13 protein-coding genes are annotated in these 13,532 nt (G+C 64.3%); 5 read left to right on the top strand and 8 right to left on the bottom strand.

From position 1 onward, the window contains the following. The 6 genes from ACEN42_RS37370 to ACEN42_RS37345 form a co-directional block, all read right to left on the bottom strand. Positions 1–1,131: an FAD-dependent monooxygenase gene (locus ACEN42_RS37370; RefSeq protein ID WP_371882596.1), complete on the bottom strand. Its 1,131-nt coding sequence runs from the start codon at positions 1,129–1,131 to the stop codon at positions 1–3. A 192-nt stretch (positions 1,132–1,323) separates the two neighbouring features. After that, complete coding sequence (locus tag ACEN42_RS37365) at positions 1,324–2,601, bottom strand: RNA polymerase sigma factor (protein WP_371882595.1); 1,278 nt, start codon at positions 2,599–2,601, stop codon at positions 1,324–1,326. Further along, on the bottom strand, positions 2,598–2,969 hold the full coding sequence (locus tag ACEN42_RS37360; protein WP_371882594.1) for a YciI family protein: 372 nt from the start codon (positions 2,967–2,969) through the stop codon (positions 2,598–2,600). Before ACEN42_RS37360 ends, ACEN42_RS37365 begins: the two co-directional genes overlap by 4 nt. Before the next feature lie 105 nt (positions 2,970–3,074). Continuing rightward, positions 3,075–4,496 carry an MFS transporter gene (locus tag ACEN42_RS37355; protein ID WP_371882593.1) on the bottom strand — a complete coding sequence of 474 codons (1,422 nt, stop codon included), beginning with the start codon at positions 4,494–4,496 and terminating at the stop codon, positions 3,075–3,077. A 64-nt stretch (positions 4,497–4,560) separates the two neighbouring features. Beyond that, a complete protein-coding gene (locus ACEN42_RS37350) occupies positions 4,561–5,070 on the bottom strand; it encodes an NUDIX domain-containing protein (RefSeq protein ID WP_371882592.1) in 510 nt (169 codons plus the stop codon). Positions 5,071–5,159: 89 nt separating this feature from the next. Continuing rightward, positions 5,160–6,632: a mechanosensitive ion channel family protein gene (locus ACEN42_RS37345; protein WP_371883200.1), complete on the bottom strand. Its 1,473-nt coding sequence runs from the start codon at positions 6,630–6,632 to the stop codon at positions 5,160–5,162. 284 nt (positions 6,633–6,916) lie between these two features. Between ACEN42_RS37345 and ACEN42_RS37340 the strand changes: the two genes are divergently transcribed. Next, positions 6,917–8,017 carry an NAD(P)-dependent alcohol dehydrogenase gene (locus ACEN42_RS37340; RefSeq protein ID WP_371882591.1) on the top strand — a complete coding sequence of 367 codons (1,101 nt, stop codon included), beginning with the start codon at positions 6,917–6,919 and terminating at the stop codon, positions 8,015–8,017. Positions 8,018–8,059: 42 nt separating this feature from the next. Here ACEN42_RS37340 and ACEN42_RS37335 read toward each other — a convergent pair whose 3' ends face one another. Then, positions 8,060–8,968, bottom strand: a complete 909-nt coding sequence (locus tag ACEN42_RS37335) for a LysR substrate-binding domain-containing protein (protein WP_371882590.1) — start codon at positions 8,966–8,968, stop codon at positions 8,060–8,062. A 239-nt stretch (positions 8,969–9,207) separates the two neighbouring features. On the opposite strand from ACEN42_RS37335, the gene ACEN42_RS37330 reads away from it, so the two are divergent. The 3 genes from ACEN42_RS37330 to ACEN42_RS37320 all read left to right on the top strand — a co-directional run bounded on the left by ACEN42_RS37330 (position 9,208) and on the right by ACEN42_RS37320 (position 12,077). Then, positions 9,208–9,801, top strand: a complete 594-nt coding sequence (locus ACEN42_RS37330) for an isochorismatase family protein (protein ID WP_371882589.1) — start codon at positions 9,208–9,210, stop codon at positions 9,799–9,801. Beyond that, positions 9,798–11,294 (top strand): GMC family oxidoreductase, encoded by a 1,497-nt coding sequence (locus ACEN42_RS37325; protein ID WP_371882588.1) that lies wholly within the window; start codon positions 9,798–9,800, stop codon positions 11,292–11,294. Before ACEN42_RS37330 ends, ACEN42_RS37325 begins: the two co-directional genes overlap by 4 nt. Positions 11,295–11,366: 72 nt before the next feature. Next, positions 11,367–12,077 carry a hypothetical protein gene (locus ACEN42_RS37320; protein WP_371882587.1) on the top strand — a complete coding sequence of 237 codons (711 nt, stop codon included), beginning with the start codon at positions 11,367–11,369 and terminating at the stop codon, positions 12,075–12,077. Between the two features lie 17 nt (positions 12,078–12,094). Here the strand turns inward: ACEN42_RS37320 and ACEN42_RS37315 are convergent, their stop codons facing one another. Beyond that, positions 12,095–12,598: a GNAT family N-acetyltransferase gene (locus ACEN42_RS37315; protein WP_371882586.1), complete on the bottom strand. Its 504-nt coding sequence runs from the start codon at positions 12,596–12,598 to the stop codon at positions 12,095–12,097. A 373-nt stretch (positions 12,599–12,971) separates the two neighbouring features. Here ACEN42_RS37315 and ACEN42_RS37310 point away from each other — a divergent pair, with 373 nt between their 5' ends. After that, positions 12,972–13,496 carry a phasin family protein gene (locus ACEN42_RS37310; protein ID WP_371882585.1) on the top strand — a complete coding sequence of 175 codons (525 nt, stop codon included), beginning with the start codon at positions 12,972–12,974 and terminating at the stop codon, positions 13,494–13,496. Positions 13,497–13,532 lie beyond the last annotated feature (36 nt).

Below are 13,532 nucleotides of genomic sequence, written 5' to 3'. Positions count from 1 at the left end.
TCAACGCGGCATCGCGAACAGATCGCTCAGATCGATGCCGTTCTTTGCTTCGGTTAGCTGTTCATCCGGCACCGGTCCTTTTCTGTCGAGATCGACGAGCGCCTGATTCAGCTTCACGTAGGGGGGCATGCGTTCTTCGTACGCGGCGAACGCCCGAGCAAAATCCGCGCGCTTCCGTATCAATTCATGCGCGAGCACGAATGCGCCGACGAGCGCGAGGCTCGTGCCCTGCCCCGAAAACGGCGATGCGCAGTGCGCCGCATCGCCGATCAGCACGACGCGCCCCTTCGACCACGACGGCATGTGGATTTGCGCGAGATCGTTGAAATAGAAATCGTCGGTGCCGCGCATCGCTTCGATGAAGCGCGGGAAATCGCCGCCCAGATGCGCGCATCGATCGGCGACGAGCTGCTTCTGCGCGCTTACGTCGTTGCGCGCGACCGGCGCTTCCGGCGCGCCGAATCCAACGCCGATGCGCAGTTGCGTCTGATCGAGGCTCGGGTAGATCACGTAGCCGAATTCATCCACGCGATGCCCGATCTGCCAGTCGCGCAGATCGATGAGATTCGGGGTCGAGAAAAGCGCGAGAATCACGCCGAGCGGAAACACGACCGCTTCTTCGCAATCGAAATGCAGCTTGCGTATGTTCGAGTAAATGCCGTCGGCACCGACCAGCAGATCGAAGCGGCGCCGCTCGCCATTGGCAAACGACACATCGACGCCGCCGCTCGTTTCGTCGATGGTCCGTACGCTGTCGCCGTACCGGAACTCGACGCGTTCGTTCAGCGAGCCCATGATCAGCTCGCACAAATCGTCCCGAAAAATTTCGATGTCGTCGCTGTCGAGCCGTCCCGCGCTGTAGGTGCGTTCTTCGGTGCGGTCGATTTCGTTGCCATCGGCGTCGAGCATCGACATGCCTTTCAGACGCGTTCGCAATGCCTGGGCGCGATCGAGCAGATGCATCGCGCGGGTCACGTCGAGCGCGACGCCACGGATGTCGACCGCCTGACCACCGCGCCGGAACGCGGACGAGCGTTCGACGAGCGTGACGTCGAATCCGGCGGCATCGAGCCAGTGAGCAAGCGCAAGACCGGCCACGCCGGCGCCCGAAATCAGGACCTTTTCGTTCATTGAATGCCTCGATGGGTTGCTATCCGATCAATGCGGCCGGCGATCTCGTCACACTTCGTTTCTAACGCAAGGACTATGAGTGTTTTTTCCGGGTGCTGTCAACATGGACGGACGGCCGCGAAGGCGTAGGTATCCTGACGTTCGAGCGGGTGGAAGATTGGCGGCTGCAATGATCATTTCCTCATTGCCTGATCATGCCGTTCGATCCGACGACACTTCGCCGCGTCTACGTTGCAGGAACCGGCGCACGGCCGGATCGCGCTCGAGTCCGATCGCGAGATCGTACGCGGCGAGCGCTTCGGCCGACGCGCCGGCACGCGCGAGCAGATCGGCGCGTGCGGCCCAGTACGGCTGATAGTCGGCGAGTCGCGGATCGTCCGCATAGGGCGCGAGCGCATCGAGCGCCGCCTGCGGACCGTCGCGTTCCGCCACCGCGAGCGCGCGGTTCACCGCGACCACCGGCGAAGCCGCGATCGCGAACAGCGCATCGTAGAGTTGCACGATCTCGTCCCAGTTCGGACGATGCGTCCGGCAGCGATGCACGTGCGCCGATTGCAGCGCGGCTTCGAGCTGAAAGCGTCCGATTGCGTCGAATGTGTTCGCGCGCCGCAGCAGCGCGTCGGCGGCATCGATCATCGGCGCGTTCCATGTCGACGGATCCTGCGCCGATAGCGGCACGTAGTCGCCGGCCGCATCGCGTCGCGCGTCGCAACGCGACTGCGCATACAGCATCAGCGCGAGCAGACCGAGCGTCTCCGGTTCATCGGGCAACAGTTCGACGAGCAGATGCGCAAGAAAAAGCGCCTCGCCGGTGAGATCGCGCCGCCCGCCATCGCAGCCGGCCGGGTCGGTCCAGCCTTCCGCATACGCCGCATAGACGGCCTCCAGCACCGCGGCGAGCCGGCCGGGCAACTCCTCGCGCTCGGGCACGCTGAACGGAATGCCCGCCTCGCGGATCTTGTGCTTCGCGCGCACGAGGCGCTTGCTCATCGCGGCGGGCGACATCAGAAACGCCGAGGCGATCGTCTTCGCTTCGAGGCCCAGCACCACCTGCAGCATCAGCGGCGTGCGAATCGCAGCTTCGAGCGCCGGATGCGTGCACGCGAACAGCAGCGCAAGCCGCCGGTCGGGCAGCGCGCCTCTTTCGCGCTCGTCGATCTCGTCGGCGAGGATGGTGAGCTGGTTCGTCACTTCGTCGCCGACACGGCGATGGCGCGCCCCGTCGATCGCCCGCCGGCGCGCGACCGTCATCAGCCACGCTTCGGGATTCGCGGGGCAACCGCGCTCGGGCCAGTCGGCAAGCGCGGCCGCGAACGCATCGGAGAGGGCGTCCTCGGCTGCGGCGACATCGCGTGTGCGCATCGCCAGCAGCGCGACGAGCTTGCCGTAACTGCGGCGCGCGACCGCCTCGGCAATCGCGCGCGTGGAAGCGCCAGCGTCAGCGGCAGCGCCGCCGAACGGCTGGCTCATGCCGCCGATGGCGCATCGTAAGGGGCCGTCCACACCGGGCGCACTTCCATCAGGCCGTGCGCCGCGCCGGGACAGCGCGACGCCCACGCAATCGCCGCATCGAGATTGGGCACGTCGATCAGGTAGTAGCCGGCGAGCTGCTCCTTGGAATCGGAATACGGTCCGTCGAGCACCTGCGGCTTGCCGTCGATGAGCCGTACCGTCGTGGCCGTGCTCGTGTGCTGCAAACGGTTGGCGCCCGCCAGCACCTCCGCCTTCTTCAACGATTCGGTGTACGCCTGATAAGCGGCGACGCCCTGCTGCCGCTCGGCGTCGGTCATCTGATTCCAGCGGTCTTCTTGCGAGTAGATCATCAACAGGTATTGCATTTGAGCCTCCGTCACGGGGTTGCGGCGGGCGCATCGAATCTGCGCCGCCATCACGATGACGCGCGAACCGCGTATCGATGGACACACGGCCGCAAAAAAGAGGAACTATTTTTCGCCCGCTTCCGTACCGGCCGTCGACGTCCGCGCGAACACCCGGAGCGCGTGCCGCGCGCTGAGCGCGAGCAATATGCACGACAGCGCGTTGAACAGGAACAGCCCTCTCGGCCCGATGAGCGTCATCAGCGCGGAAGCCAGCGTGGGCCCCGTCATGCCTCCGAGGGAAAAAAGCACCAGCAACATCGCGGACACGCCGACACGCAAGTGCGACTCCGTGCGGTCCTGCACGTGCGACACGATAAGCCCGTACTGCGTGAATGTCACAGCGACATAAGCCAGTGTCGCGCACCATGTGACGATGCGAAAATCGAAGCAGAACAGGACGACGCTGAGTATCGCCGAGACCGAGGACGTCCATAGCACGAGACGCCGCCGGTCGATGCGGTCCGAGAGCCGCCCCATCGGATACTGAGGCAGCAGTGCGCCGATCAGCGCGACGCCCATGAAGGTCGCGAGCTCCTCCGTCGTGAAGCCGGAGCGCTGAAGATAGACGGGCATCAGCGCATAGAAGTTGCTGTAAATGAACCCGGCGAGAATGCAGCCCGGAACGCCGAGCGGTGCGAGCGCCATCATTTCGCGAAGGCTTTCGCCCCAGGTTCGGGCAGGCACGCGGTCGAGATTCGCGTCGTCGACCTTTGCGGGCCAGCCTTCCATCAGCGTGACCGGCAGCACCGCCGCCGCAAAAAGCGCCGCGCTGATCGAGAACTGCTGCGCGCCCGTCCCCGCTCCGACATTCAGCAGAAACTGGCCGCTGCCCACCGCGAGGTAGTTGATGCCCGCGTACAGCCCGAATACCTGACCGCGCTTCTCGTTCTCGACCGTGCCGTTGAGCCAGCTTTCGACGGAGGTATAAAGCCCCATGAACGCGACGCCCGTAAGCAGGCGCACGCCGCCCAGCATCCAGGGCGACTGCGCCGCGCCGAAAGCGAGCGCGAGAATGGATGCAGCCGCCGAGAACGCAACGAACGTCCGATGCTGACCGATGCGATCGATAAGACGCCGATTGACCATTGCGCCCAGAATGAAGCCCGCGTAATAGCTCGACTGAATCAGACCGGTGACGAACGTCGAATAGCCCGACTGGAGAATACGCAAGGGAATCAGCGTCTGAAACAGGCCATTGCCCGCGACGAGCAGCGCGAGGCCGAACAACAAACCGGCCAGCGCGCGCACCGTGCCTTGCGCGCCGACGCGCGCGTGATGGCCGGGGTTGGCCGCCGCCGAATCCGGCCACGGCGGTGTTTTGCGCCCGAGGAGCGCCGCTTCGTTCAGCGGCCCGGTGCGGCCCACCGCCGATGCGTCGTACTCCTCGCCCGCCTCGCTTCCGTGCGGCCCGTCCGCGCCGGTTTCGCCCCCGCGCGCAAGATGGTTCGCACTGGCGTTCGCTTTCTCTTGTTCGAGATGTGACATGACACCCTTGGGTTCGCTGAAGCCCCTACATGATGACAGAAGCGCCGGTCCGGCCGTCTTCGCGCTAGGGCGTAGTGACTTTGCGGGAGCCGTCGGCTTCGGCGAAACAATACGCGGCGGCGGCCCCTGTCAACGCGATGCCGCGCAATTCCTCCGGCGATGCCAGATGCGCGGCGACGATCTCGCGGTTATCGAGCCGCAACTCGGGCAAGGCGTCGAGTCTCAGTTCGAAGAAATGCACGGTATCTCTGCGCCCGTCCCAGATACCGGTGGCGCTGCCCGCAGGGACCAGAGCATGCGACGCGAGCCCGATCTCCTCGTCGATTTCGCGCAGCGCCGCTGCATAGGGCGTCTCGCCGGGATCGACACTGCCGCCCGGCAGATTCCACTCCGGGCGATACGACGGCTTCACGAGCAGGAGCGCCCGCCCGACGTAGATCGCGACGAGCGCGCCTTCATGATGAGGCCGTCGAAGACTCCACCACGCGCGCGCGAGGGGGAATGCGACACGCAGCATCACGCGCCAGACAGAATCGACTAGCGTGGCCGGTCGTGCTTGCTCGACGCTAGGCATGAGCGCTCTCCTTCACTTTCATCGTGTTTCCGTGTGGATATCCCGATCACGAATCATACCGATGCAAAGTTCAGACAGGACTTCATGCCTCAGTTGCTCTTCGAGTCGTCGTGCAGCGAATGCAGGTTCCAGACCTTTCCGACGAGCCACTGGAATAACGAGTGGCCTTTCTCCTGCTCGGCGGGCATCGGCGTCGTGAGCTTGCCGAGCTTGTCCTGCCGATACGCCAGCAGCTCGCACATCTGCTTCGCAACCTCGCCGTGGTCCTTGAGAAAGGACGTCATGTCGTCCTTGCCGAGCTTGAAGAGCACGGACGGCGTAAGCGTCGTAATGGCGACCTGCATCGCAAGCCCGGCGAGCAGCCCTGCTTCGCCGAACGCCTCTCCCGGCCCGATGCGAGAGATTTCGCGACTGCTCGTCCCATCCATGATGGAGACCGAGAGGACGCCCGAGTGCACGATCGACAGGCTGTCGGGCACCGTATCGGGCGCGAGGACTTGATGATTCGCCTGATATTCGTGGCGGGAGAGGCGTTTGGCCAAGCGCGAAACATCGTCGCCGGACAAGCTGTCGAAGAGGCTCACGCGCTTCAGCAGCGCCTCTCTTTCGTCGTAAGAAGCGGCGGTCGCCGCCGGCACGCCGAGAACGCGCAACACGACGCACGCGGCCGCGAGGTGCCGATAGCAGAGGTCGAAGAGTTCGTTGGATACCGCAAGCTTCTTGTTCATGTCGTCGACGAAGGCCACCACCTCGTACTGCACCGAGTTCGTCGTGGTGCGCTTCATCCGGGCGAACGGAGCCGGCGACGCGAGAATGACGTTGCAGCCGGTGAGTGCGCGCTCCAGGGCATCGAGGACGGTCTTCGGCCGCGCCTCGGGTTCGATCTCCAGGATGAGCGATAGCCCGTGGACGTCTCCCGGTTTGCTGTTATTGGTGATTTTCGCCTTCGCCGCGACCGCGTTCGGCACGATGAGCGTGTTTCCCTGACCGGTCAGCAGATGCGTCGCGCGCCAGTTCATCTCGACGACCTTGCCCTCGACATCGTCGATCACCACCCAGTCGCCTACCGCGTACGGCTCCGTCGTGTTGATGACGATGCCCGCGAAGACATCGCTCAGCGTGCTCTGGATGGCGAGACCCAGCACGATGGCGAGCGCCCCCGAGGTCGCGACGAGTCCGCGCACCGGCAGTTCCAGCACGAAGCCGAGGGCAGCGACGGCCGCGGCGAGGAAGACCACTGCGCCGAACACGTCCGAGAACAGGCGCTGCTTGCGCCATGCCCTGGGCAGCAGCAGCGTATCGAGTGAAAGAGAGAGCAGACGCGCGCCCATCAGCCACCAGATGATTTCCAGAATCTGTCCCAGCCAGTGAAGCTCGACTGCGCCGTAGTCAGGAGCCTGAGTGAAAGGACTGAGGCCCGAGGTGAAAAGAATCCAGCTCAGCGCGAAGAAAAGCGCGAGCCTGATAAACAGCCGCGCGAGGTCATGCGCAGGCAGGCGGCCGCGCCAGACGACGAGGTCCACCGCGACGATAGCGAAGCCCAGAATCAGCGGGTATTTCACAGGCACCACCCCCAAATCCATGACCTCGAAAGAATACACATCCGCGGGCGGACTTGTGTAGTTGCGGCAGAACGGCGGGCGCGGTTGCGCGGTGTCGCAATTGTGCGACGCACCATGACGATTCGATGACGGCTCGCGCAGCGTGGAGCATGCGTTAGATCAAAGAGCGGCGATGCGTTGAAGCGTAGGATGTTCCGGTAGCCACGTCGCGCAGCCCGTATCTTTCGAACGCAGTACGGATCACTAACGATGTGCCGAAACTACCTGAACGGAAGGAGGAATTCATGACCGCCGTGATGAAAGCCGCTGTCTTCATCGAGCCGGGCCGTATCGAACTCGCCGAAAAGCCCATCCCCGACGTGGGCGCCAACGACGCGCTCGTGCGCATCACCACCACCACGATCTGCGGCACCGACGTGCACATCCTGAAAGGCGAATACCCGGTCGCCACAGGCTTGACCGTCGGCCACGAGCCGGTCGGCGTGATCGAAAAGCTCGGCAGCGCGGTGGTGGGCTACGAGGAAGGCCAGCGCGTCATCGCCGGCGCCATCTGTCCCAACTTCAACTCCTACGCCGCGCAGGACGGCGTCGCCTCGCAGGACGGCAGCTACCTCATCGCGCGCGGCCAGTGCGGCTGTCACGGCTACAAGGCGACGGCCGGTTGGCGTTTCGGCAACATGATCGACGGCACGCAGGCCGAATACGTGCTCGTGCCCGACGCGCAGGCGAACCTCGCGCCGATCCCCGACGGCCTGACCGACGAGCAGGTCCTCATGTGCCCCGACATCATGTCCACGGGCTTCAAGGGCGCGGAGAACGCCAACATCCGGATAGGCGACACCGTGGCCGTGTTCGCGCAAGGTCCGATCGGACTGTGCGCGACGGCGGGGGCCCGCCTGCTCGGCGCCACGACGATCATCGCGGTAGACGGCAACGATCATCGACTCGACATGGCGCGCAGGATGGGCGCGGATGTCACACTCAACTTCAAGAATTGCGATGTCGTGGACGAGATCCTCAAGCTCACCGGCGGACGCGGCGTGGATTCGTCGATCGAGGCGCTCGGCACGCAGGGCACGTTCGAATCGGCGCTGCGCATTCTCAAGCCGGGCGGCACGCTGTCGAGTCTCGGCGTGTACTCGTCCGATCTGACGATTCCGCTCGGCGCTTTCGCGGCCGGACTCGGGGACCACAAGATCAACACGGCGCTGTGCCCCGGCGGCAAGGAGCGAATGAGGCGTCTGATGAACGTGATCCAGTCCGGGCGCGTCGAGCTTGGCGCGCTGGTGACGCATCATTACAAGCTGGACGATATCGTCGCCGCGTACGACCTCTTTGCGCATCAGCGGGACGGCGTGCTCAAGGTGGCGATCAAGCCGTTCTGAGCGAGGCTCCGTATCGAACGCACGCCTGCCGGCGTGCGCGCGTTACCCCTCCATCGACAGCAACGGCGGAATCTCCTGCACGAGAAAATCCAGCAACGCGCGCACTGAAGGCAACTGATTCTGCCCATACGGCACGAGCGCGGTGAGTTGCGCATCGCCGCAGGTCCATTCGGGCAGGACACGCATGAGGCGTCCCTGGGCGAGTTCCTCCCTGCACACATAGCCGGGCAACGCGACAATGCCCAGCCCGGCCACGGCCGCGTCCTTGAGCGTGAGCATGCAGCTCGTCATCAATACGGGCGACACGCGCACGGTGCGCACCGTCTCGTCGCGGCGCATGGTCCATTCGTGGGGCACGCCGTCGCGCATCATGAAGAGCGAGCGTCGCTCCGCGATGTCCGCGGGTTCTTCGGGCAAGGTCGCACCGTCGAAGAAGTCCGGGCTGCTGAAGAGCATCCACGGCGTCGGCGCGAGCGGACGCTGAATCAGCGTCGAATCCTGCAAGGGCTGGCTATGCGCGCGAATCGCGATGTCGAAGCCCTCCGCGACGACATCGACTTCGACATCGGACAGACGCTGCATCAGACGCACCTTCGGAAAGCGATCGCAGAAGCGCGGCAACACGTGGCGCAACGCGAACTGCGCGGTCGCGACGGCCGTCGATATCCGCACCAGTCCGCTCGGCGACAACATGCGCTGACGCACGACCGACTCCGCCGCGAGCGCTTCCTGAAGCATCGAGCGCGCGTGAGCATAGAATTCCGCGCCGATCTCCGTCACCGCGAACTGACGTGAAGTGCGATTGATGAGCCGCACGCCGAGTTGCGCTTCGAGCTGATTCACACGATAGCTGATCGTCGATTTCGGCAGCGCAAGCGAGCGCGCCGCAGCCGTGATGCTTTTGTGATCGACCACCTGCACGAAGTAGTACATGTCGTTGAGATCCAGCATGTGCGCGTTCCCGAATACGTGTGACGTGATTGGCGTGGCAAGCGTCAGGCATGTTACACGGGGCGTCATCCAGTGCCTCGGACGCTGCGTTCAAGTCTTCGTCATTGGCCCGGCTATCCGTCGTCCAATGTGTTGCACGCAGCGTCCACGCGCGACGTCTTGTCTCGGCCAGCCAGACGTCTAAGCTCCGTTCTGACCCAACCACGGAGACGATGATGAAGCCCCAGACGAGAACCCGCATGACCCGCGACAACACCGCCGTGCTCCTGATCGATCATCAGGTCGGACTCTTCACCGGCGTGCGCGATATCGGGGTCGGCGAACTGAAGCACAACGTGGTCGGCCTGGCGAAGGCCGCGAAGGCGCTCGGCCTGCCCGTCATCGCGGTGACGACGGCGCGCGACAGTATGTGGGGGCCGACGATCCCCGAACTGCGCGCCGCCCTCGGCGATGCGCAGATTCTCGACCGCTCGACCGTCAACGCATGGGACGAGCCGCGTTTCGTCGACAAGGTGAAGGCGGCGCAACGCGACCATCTGATCATCGCGGGGCTGAGCTTCGAAGTCTGCGCGTCGCTGCCGGCGATCTCGGCACGCGAGGAAGGGTATCAACCCGTCGTCGCGCTCGATGCCTGCGGCACCTTCAGCGCGTACAAGCACGAAGCGGGACTCGCGCGTCTGACGGCGCTCGGCATCGAAGTCTCGGACTATGCGACGCTGATGGTCGAAATCATGGCCGACAACGCCGATCCGAAAGCGCTGGAAGTCTACGCCGCGCTCGACATGCCGTTCGCCACGCTGATGGGCCAGGTCGCCGCGGGGTTCGCGCGATGAACGGCGAATACGACATCGTCATCGTCGGCGGCGGTTCGGCGGGCGCGGTGCTCGCGAACCGGCTCAGCAGCGAACCGTCGCGCCGCGTGCTGCTGCTCGAAGCGGGCAATGCGTATCGGCCCAACGCGTTTCCCGCCGTGCTATGGAACGCCGATCATGCCGCCGGCGATGCGGCGCACGACTGGGGCTATCGCGCCGACACGTTCGAAGGCGGGCAGAACATTGCGGCGTGGCGCGCGAAGGCGCTCGGCGGCTGCTCGTCCATCAACGCGGCCGTCGCGATGCGCGCGCGCCCCGAGGACTTCGCCAAGTGGACGGCGCGCGGTCTCGAAGGCTGGCGCTTCGACGACGTGCTCGACTGCTTCAAGGCGATCGAGAACACGCCCGACGGCGACGATCGTTATCGGGGACGTCACGGCCCGCTGCCCGTGCGCCAGCGGCGCCGTCACGAACTGACGCCGGCCGTCAACGGTTTCGTCGATGGCGCGCTCGAATGCGGCTTCGCGTATGTCGAGGATTTCAACGGCGAGGAACAGGCAGGCGTGTCGCCGTATCCGCTGAACGTGATTTCCGGCCGTCGCATCAATACGGGCATCGCGTTCCTCGACGACGGCGTGCGTGCGCGCTCCAATCTCACGATCGAGGGCGGCGTCGAGATCGATCGCGTGTCGATGGAGGGCGGGCGCGCGACCGGCCTCATCGACGTGAACGGCAAGCACTATCGCGCGCGCACCGTGATCCTCTGCGCGGGGGCGTTCGGCAGCCCCGCCATCCTGATGCGTTCGGGCATCGGACCGGCGGCGCATCTGAACGCGCTCGGCATTCCGCTCGTCGCGAATTTGCCCGTTGGCGAGCGCCTTCAGGAGCATCCGTTCTACTACAACATCTATGCGCTGAAGCCCGGCGCGAACGGCATGTTTCCCGCGGCAGGCGCGATTCTGTGGGCGGCTTCGTCCGAGGCGACGCCCGGCGATCTCGATCTGCATGTCTCCGCGACGCATCTGTTCGATCCGGCGCAATCGCCCACGGGCGGCGCGCTCGTGCTCGCGGCATCGGTGACGCAGCCCGAATCCGTCGGCTACGTGCGCCTGAAGGATCGCGATCCGCGCAGCGCGCCGAAGATCGTCTATAACTTTCTGACGACCGGACGCGACCGCCGCCGCATGATCGAGTGCGTGAAGATCGCGCGCAGTATCGGCCGCTCGAAGGCGTTTTCGGCGATGGTCGCGCAAGAGATGACGCCCGGCGCGTCCGTGTCCGACGCGGATCTCGAATCCGTGATCCTCGGCAATCTCGATGCGTATGCGCATCCGACATCCACCGCGCCGATGGGCGACGATGGCGTGGTCGATAGCAACGGCCGCGTTCACGGCATCGAAGGCCTGATGGTCGTCGATGCGTCCATCATGCCCGGCATCCCGAGCGCGCCGACCAATCTGACGACGATGATGATCGCCGAGCACATCGCGGTACGCGCGTTCGCCGCCGCGTGAGGAACGATGAGGACAGCGCCGGATCGGTACAATTCGCGGATGAATTCCTCTTCGACGGCATCGACTCGAGACATGCTGACTTCTTTCTTCTGGAGCGGCGACGCCATCCGCAGCCGGCGCATAAGCGACATCGTTTTATCGGACGTGCTCGACGTGCCCGTGCCCTCCGCGAGCCTGCTTGCGGATTGGCAAAGGGAGACATCGACGCGACTCGTTCTGGAACCCGGGGATGTCGAGGAAATGCCGCTGGCGCGGGCTCGCGCGCGCTGGCCGGACTACAGGCAGTGCGTGAAGGGAGTGTCCGACTGGACATCCGCGCTCGGAATGCCGGGCGTGCTTGCCTCGAGTGACGTGGCGCTGATGGCCTGTCGTGGGGCGCGATATCACCATGACGGTGCGCAATACGGCGGCGCGGCCTTTTGCAATCTCTTCCTGAGCGAGGACAAAGGTCTGGACGTGCATTTTCCTTCTACGGGCCGCCGCATTCCACTCGTCCGCGGAACCGCTGTGATCTTCGATACGGCCCAGCCTCATGGTGTCATTCAGCGCCACAGCGACAGTTTCAGTGCGTCCGACTTTGCGCCGGACCGGGATTTCGTCCAAATATTTCTGACCTGGGAACTTCCCATCGAAGACAGCAACGTTGCGCGAGCACTCGAGATGACCTTCGACGTCGCCTCTTCGACCGAACCGCAACCGGATGAAGAGCAAGTCTGGTTGAACGGCGCACCAGCCGCTGTGTCGCCGGAAACGGGCCGCTGGTACGCGGCTGACGCCGGCTGACATCGACGATAAACCCGTCACTTCGTTGCGGGCGTCACAGTCCACGTATCGGCGACACCGAGCGGTTTCTCGAAGCACACGGTTTCGCCCGGTTGAAGACTGTCCGGATCGGCCGGCACGCGACGATACCCGCTCGCTTCGCAGGCCCGCGACGCACTCCGTTCAGCCGGCATCGCGGAAAGCCGCAGCATGTGATAGCCAAGCAAGCGCGCCTGCTCTTCGAGATAGCACAGCAAGCTCGCTTCGAGGCCGCGATACCGCGGACGAACATAGAACAGCCGCACCTCGGCGACGTGGTAGCTATGGCGTCGTATGGCGCCGCATCCCATTGCTTCGCCCATCGCGTTTCTCGCTACGACGAAGCGGGCGCGCATGCTGCGCAGATCGCCTGAAGCGATGCCGTGCTGCGCGTTCTGGCCCGTCATGGCCGCAAGGTAAATCTGCCGTTCGTCGCATAGCATGCGAGCGTCGAGCGCATCCGGGTCTTCGCTGCCGATATAGATGGTCTCGAAGTCGTCCATGCGTGCCTCTGTTTTTAAGGAACAGGAAGATGATTCTTCCTCGACTTGCATAGCAAAGCGCATTCCGCCCGGCGGGGATGTGGACCCATCGTACCGCTATCGATATCCAATGAGTGCGCACGACGGATTTAGACCGAGCGTGCTCGAGATTTTCATCGCGACATGGGAACCGCCGCGTACTCGCCTCGTCTCAGACGTGAGATACGTCATGGTCCGACGTCGCGTGCGTGTTTTTCGTCGCGCGTGCACGCGGCTGTCATATCGCGATGAGGTAATCAGACTCCACACGAAGACTAAAAGAGCGATCGGCAGGCTGCTTCCGTCTGCGCATCGTTTTTACCGAAATTCATTCGACTCTTTAAAGGAGTGGTCAATGTTCCAGTATCCCGGTCAATTCGCTTATCAGATTCCGTCGATCGCGCGTGCGAACCTGCAAGTGCTTCTCAACGTCACCGGGCGCTTTGCGAGCGGTCTGCAGGCGCTCACGGAATTGAACGTGCAGACGGTTCGTAAAGTGGTCGAGGAAAGCAACGCGCTCTTGCGCGCGGGCGATGAAGCAGGCGCCGGCGACGTGCTCGGCTGGCAGTCGGTCATGTTCGCGCAGCTTCCCCAGAAGGCCGCTTCATACAGCCAGCATGCGCTGTCGATCATCACGTCGACGCAAGACGACATGATCGGCGAGGTGCGCAATCAATACGAGCGCAACGGCATCAAGCTCGGCGACATGGCGAACGCCGCAACCGACGATGTCAGAACGGCCGCGCAATCGTCGGGCGAACTCATCACGAATCTGGCCGACACCGCCAGCGACGCCGCGCGCGACACGAGCGCAACCGTTCTGGATGCGAGCGGCGAAATCGCGAAGACTACGCGCGCGTCCGCCAAACGTTCGGTCTGATACGAGTTGACGCCTGAGGCCGCACGCGCGGCCTCG

Origin of the sequence: Caballeronia sp. S22 (genome assembly GCF_964261745.1) — a bacterium.
In the GTDB taxonomy this organism is placed as follows: domain Bacteria; phylum Pseudomonadota; class Gammaproteobacteria; order Burkholderiales; family Burkholderiaceae; genus Caballeronia; species Caballeronia jiangsuensis.
This window is presented reverse-complemented; position numbering and strand designations above follow the sequence as displayed.

What these genes read in the sequence shown, in the direction of transcription:
- ACEN42_RS37370 (WP_371882596.1), bottom strand. Translation starts at nt 1,131, where the DNA reads ATGAACGAAAAGGTCCTGATTTCGGGCGCCGGCGTGGCCGGTCTTGCG.
- ACEN42_RS37365 (WP_371882595.1), bottom strand. Translation starts at nt 2,601, where the DNA reads ATGAGCCAGCCGTTCGGCGGCGCTGCCGCTGACGCTGGCGCTTCCACG.
- ACEN42_RS37360 (WP_371882594.1), bottom strand. Translation starts at nt 2,969, where the DNA reads ATGCAATACCTGTTGATGATCTACTCGCAAGAAGACCGCTGGAATCAG.
- ACEN42_RS37355 (WP_371882593.1), bottom strand. Translation starts at nt 4,496, where the DNA reads ATGTCACATCTCGAACAAGAGAAAGCGAACGCCAGTGCGAACCATCTT.
- ACEN42_RS37350 (WP_371882592.1), bottom strand. Translation starts at nt 5,070, where the DNA reads ATGCCTAGCGTCGAGCAAGCACGACCGGCCACGCTAGTCGATTCTGTC.
- ACEN42_RS37340 (WP_371882591.1), top strand. Translation starts at nt 6,917, where the DNA reads ATGACCGCCGTGATGAAAGCCGCTGTCTTCATCGAGCCGGGCCGTATC.
- ACEN42_RS37335 (WP_371882590.1), bottom strand. Translation starts at nt 8,968, where the DNA reads ATGCTGGATCTCAACGACATGTACTACTTCGTGCAGGTGGTCGATCAC.
- ACEN42_RS37330 (WP_371882589.1), top strand. Translation starts at nt 9,208, where the DNA reads ATGACCCGCGACAACACCGCCGTGCTCCTGATCGATCATCAGGTCGGA.
- ACEN42_RS37325 (WP_371882588.1), top strand. Translation starts at nt 9,798, where the DNA reads ATGAACGGCGAATACGACATCGTCATCGTCGGCGGCGGTTCGGCGGGC.
- ACEN42_RS37320 (WP_371882587.1), top strand. Translation starts at nt 11,367, where the DNA reads ATGCTGACTTCTTTCTTCTGGAGCGGCGACGCCATCCGCAGCCGGCGC.
- ACEN42_RS37315 (WP_371882586.1), bottom strand. Translation starts at nt 12,598, where the DNA reads ATGGACGACTTCGAGACCATCTATATCGGCAGCGAAGACCCGGATGCG.
- ACEN42_RS37310 (WP_371882585.1), top strand. Translation starts at nt 12,972, where the DNA reads ATGTTCCAGTATCCCGGTCAATTCGCTTATCAGATTCCGTCGATCGCG.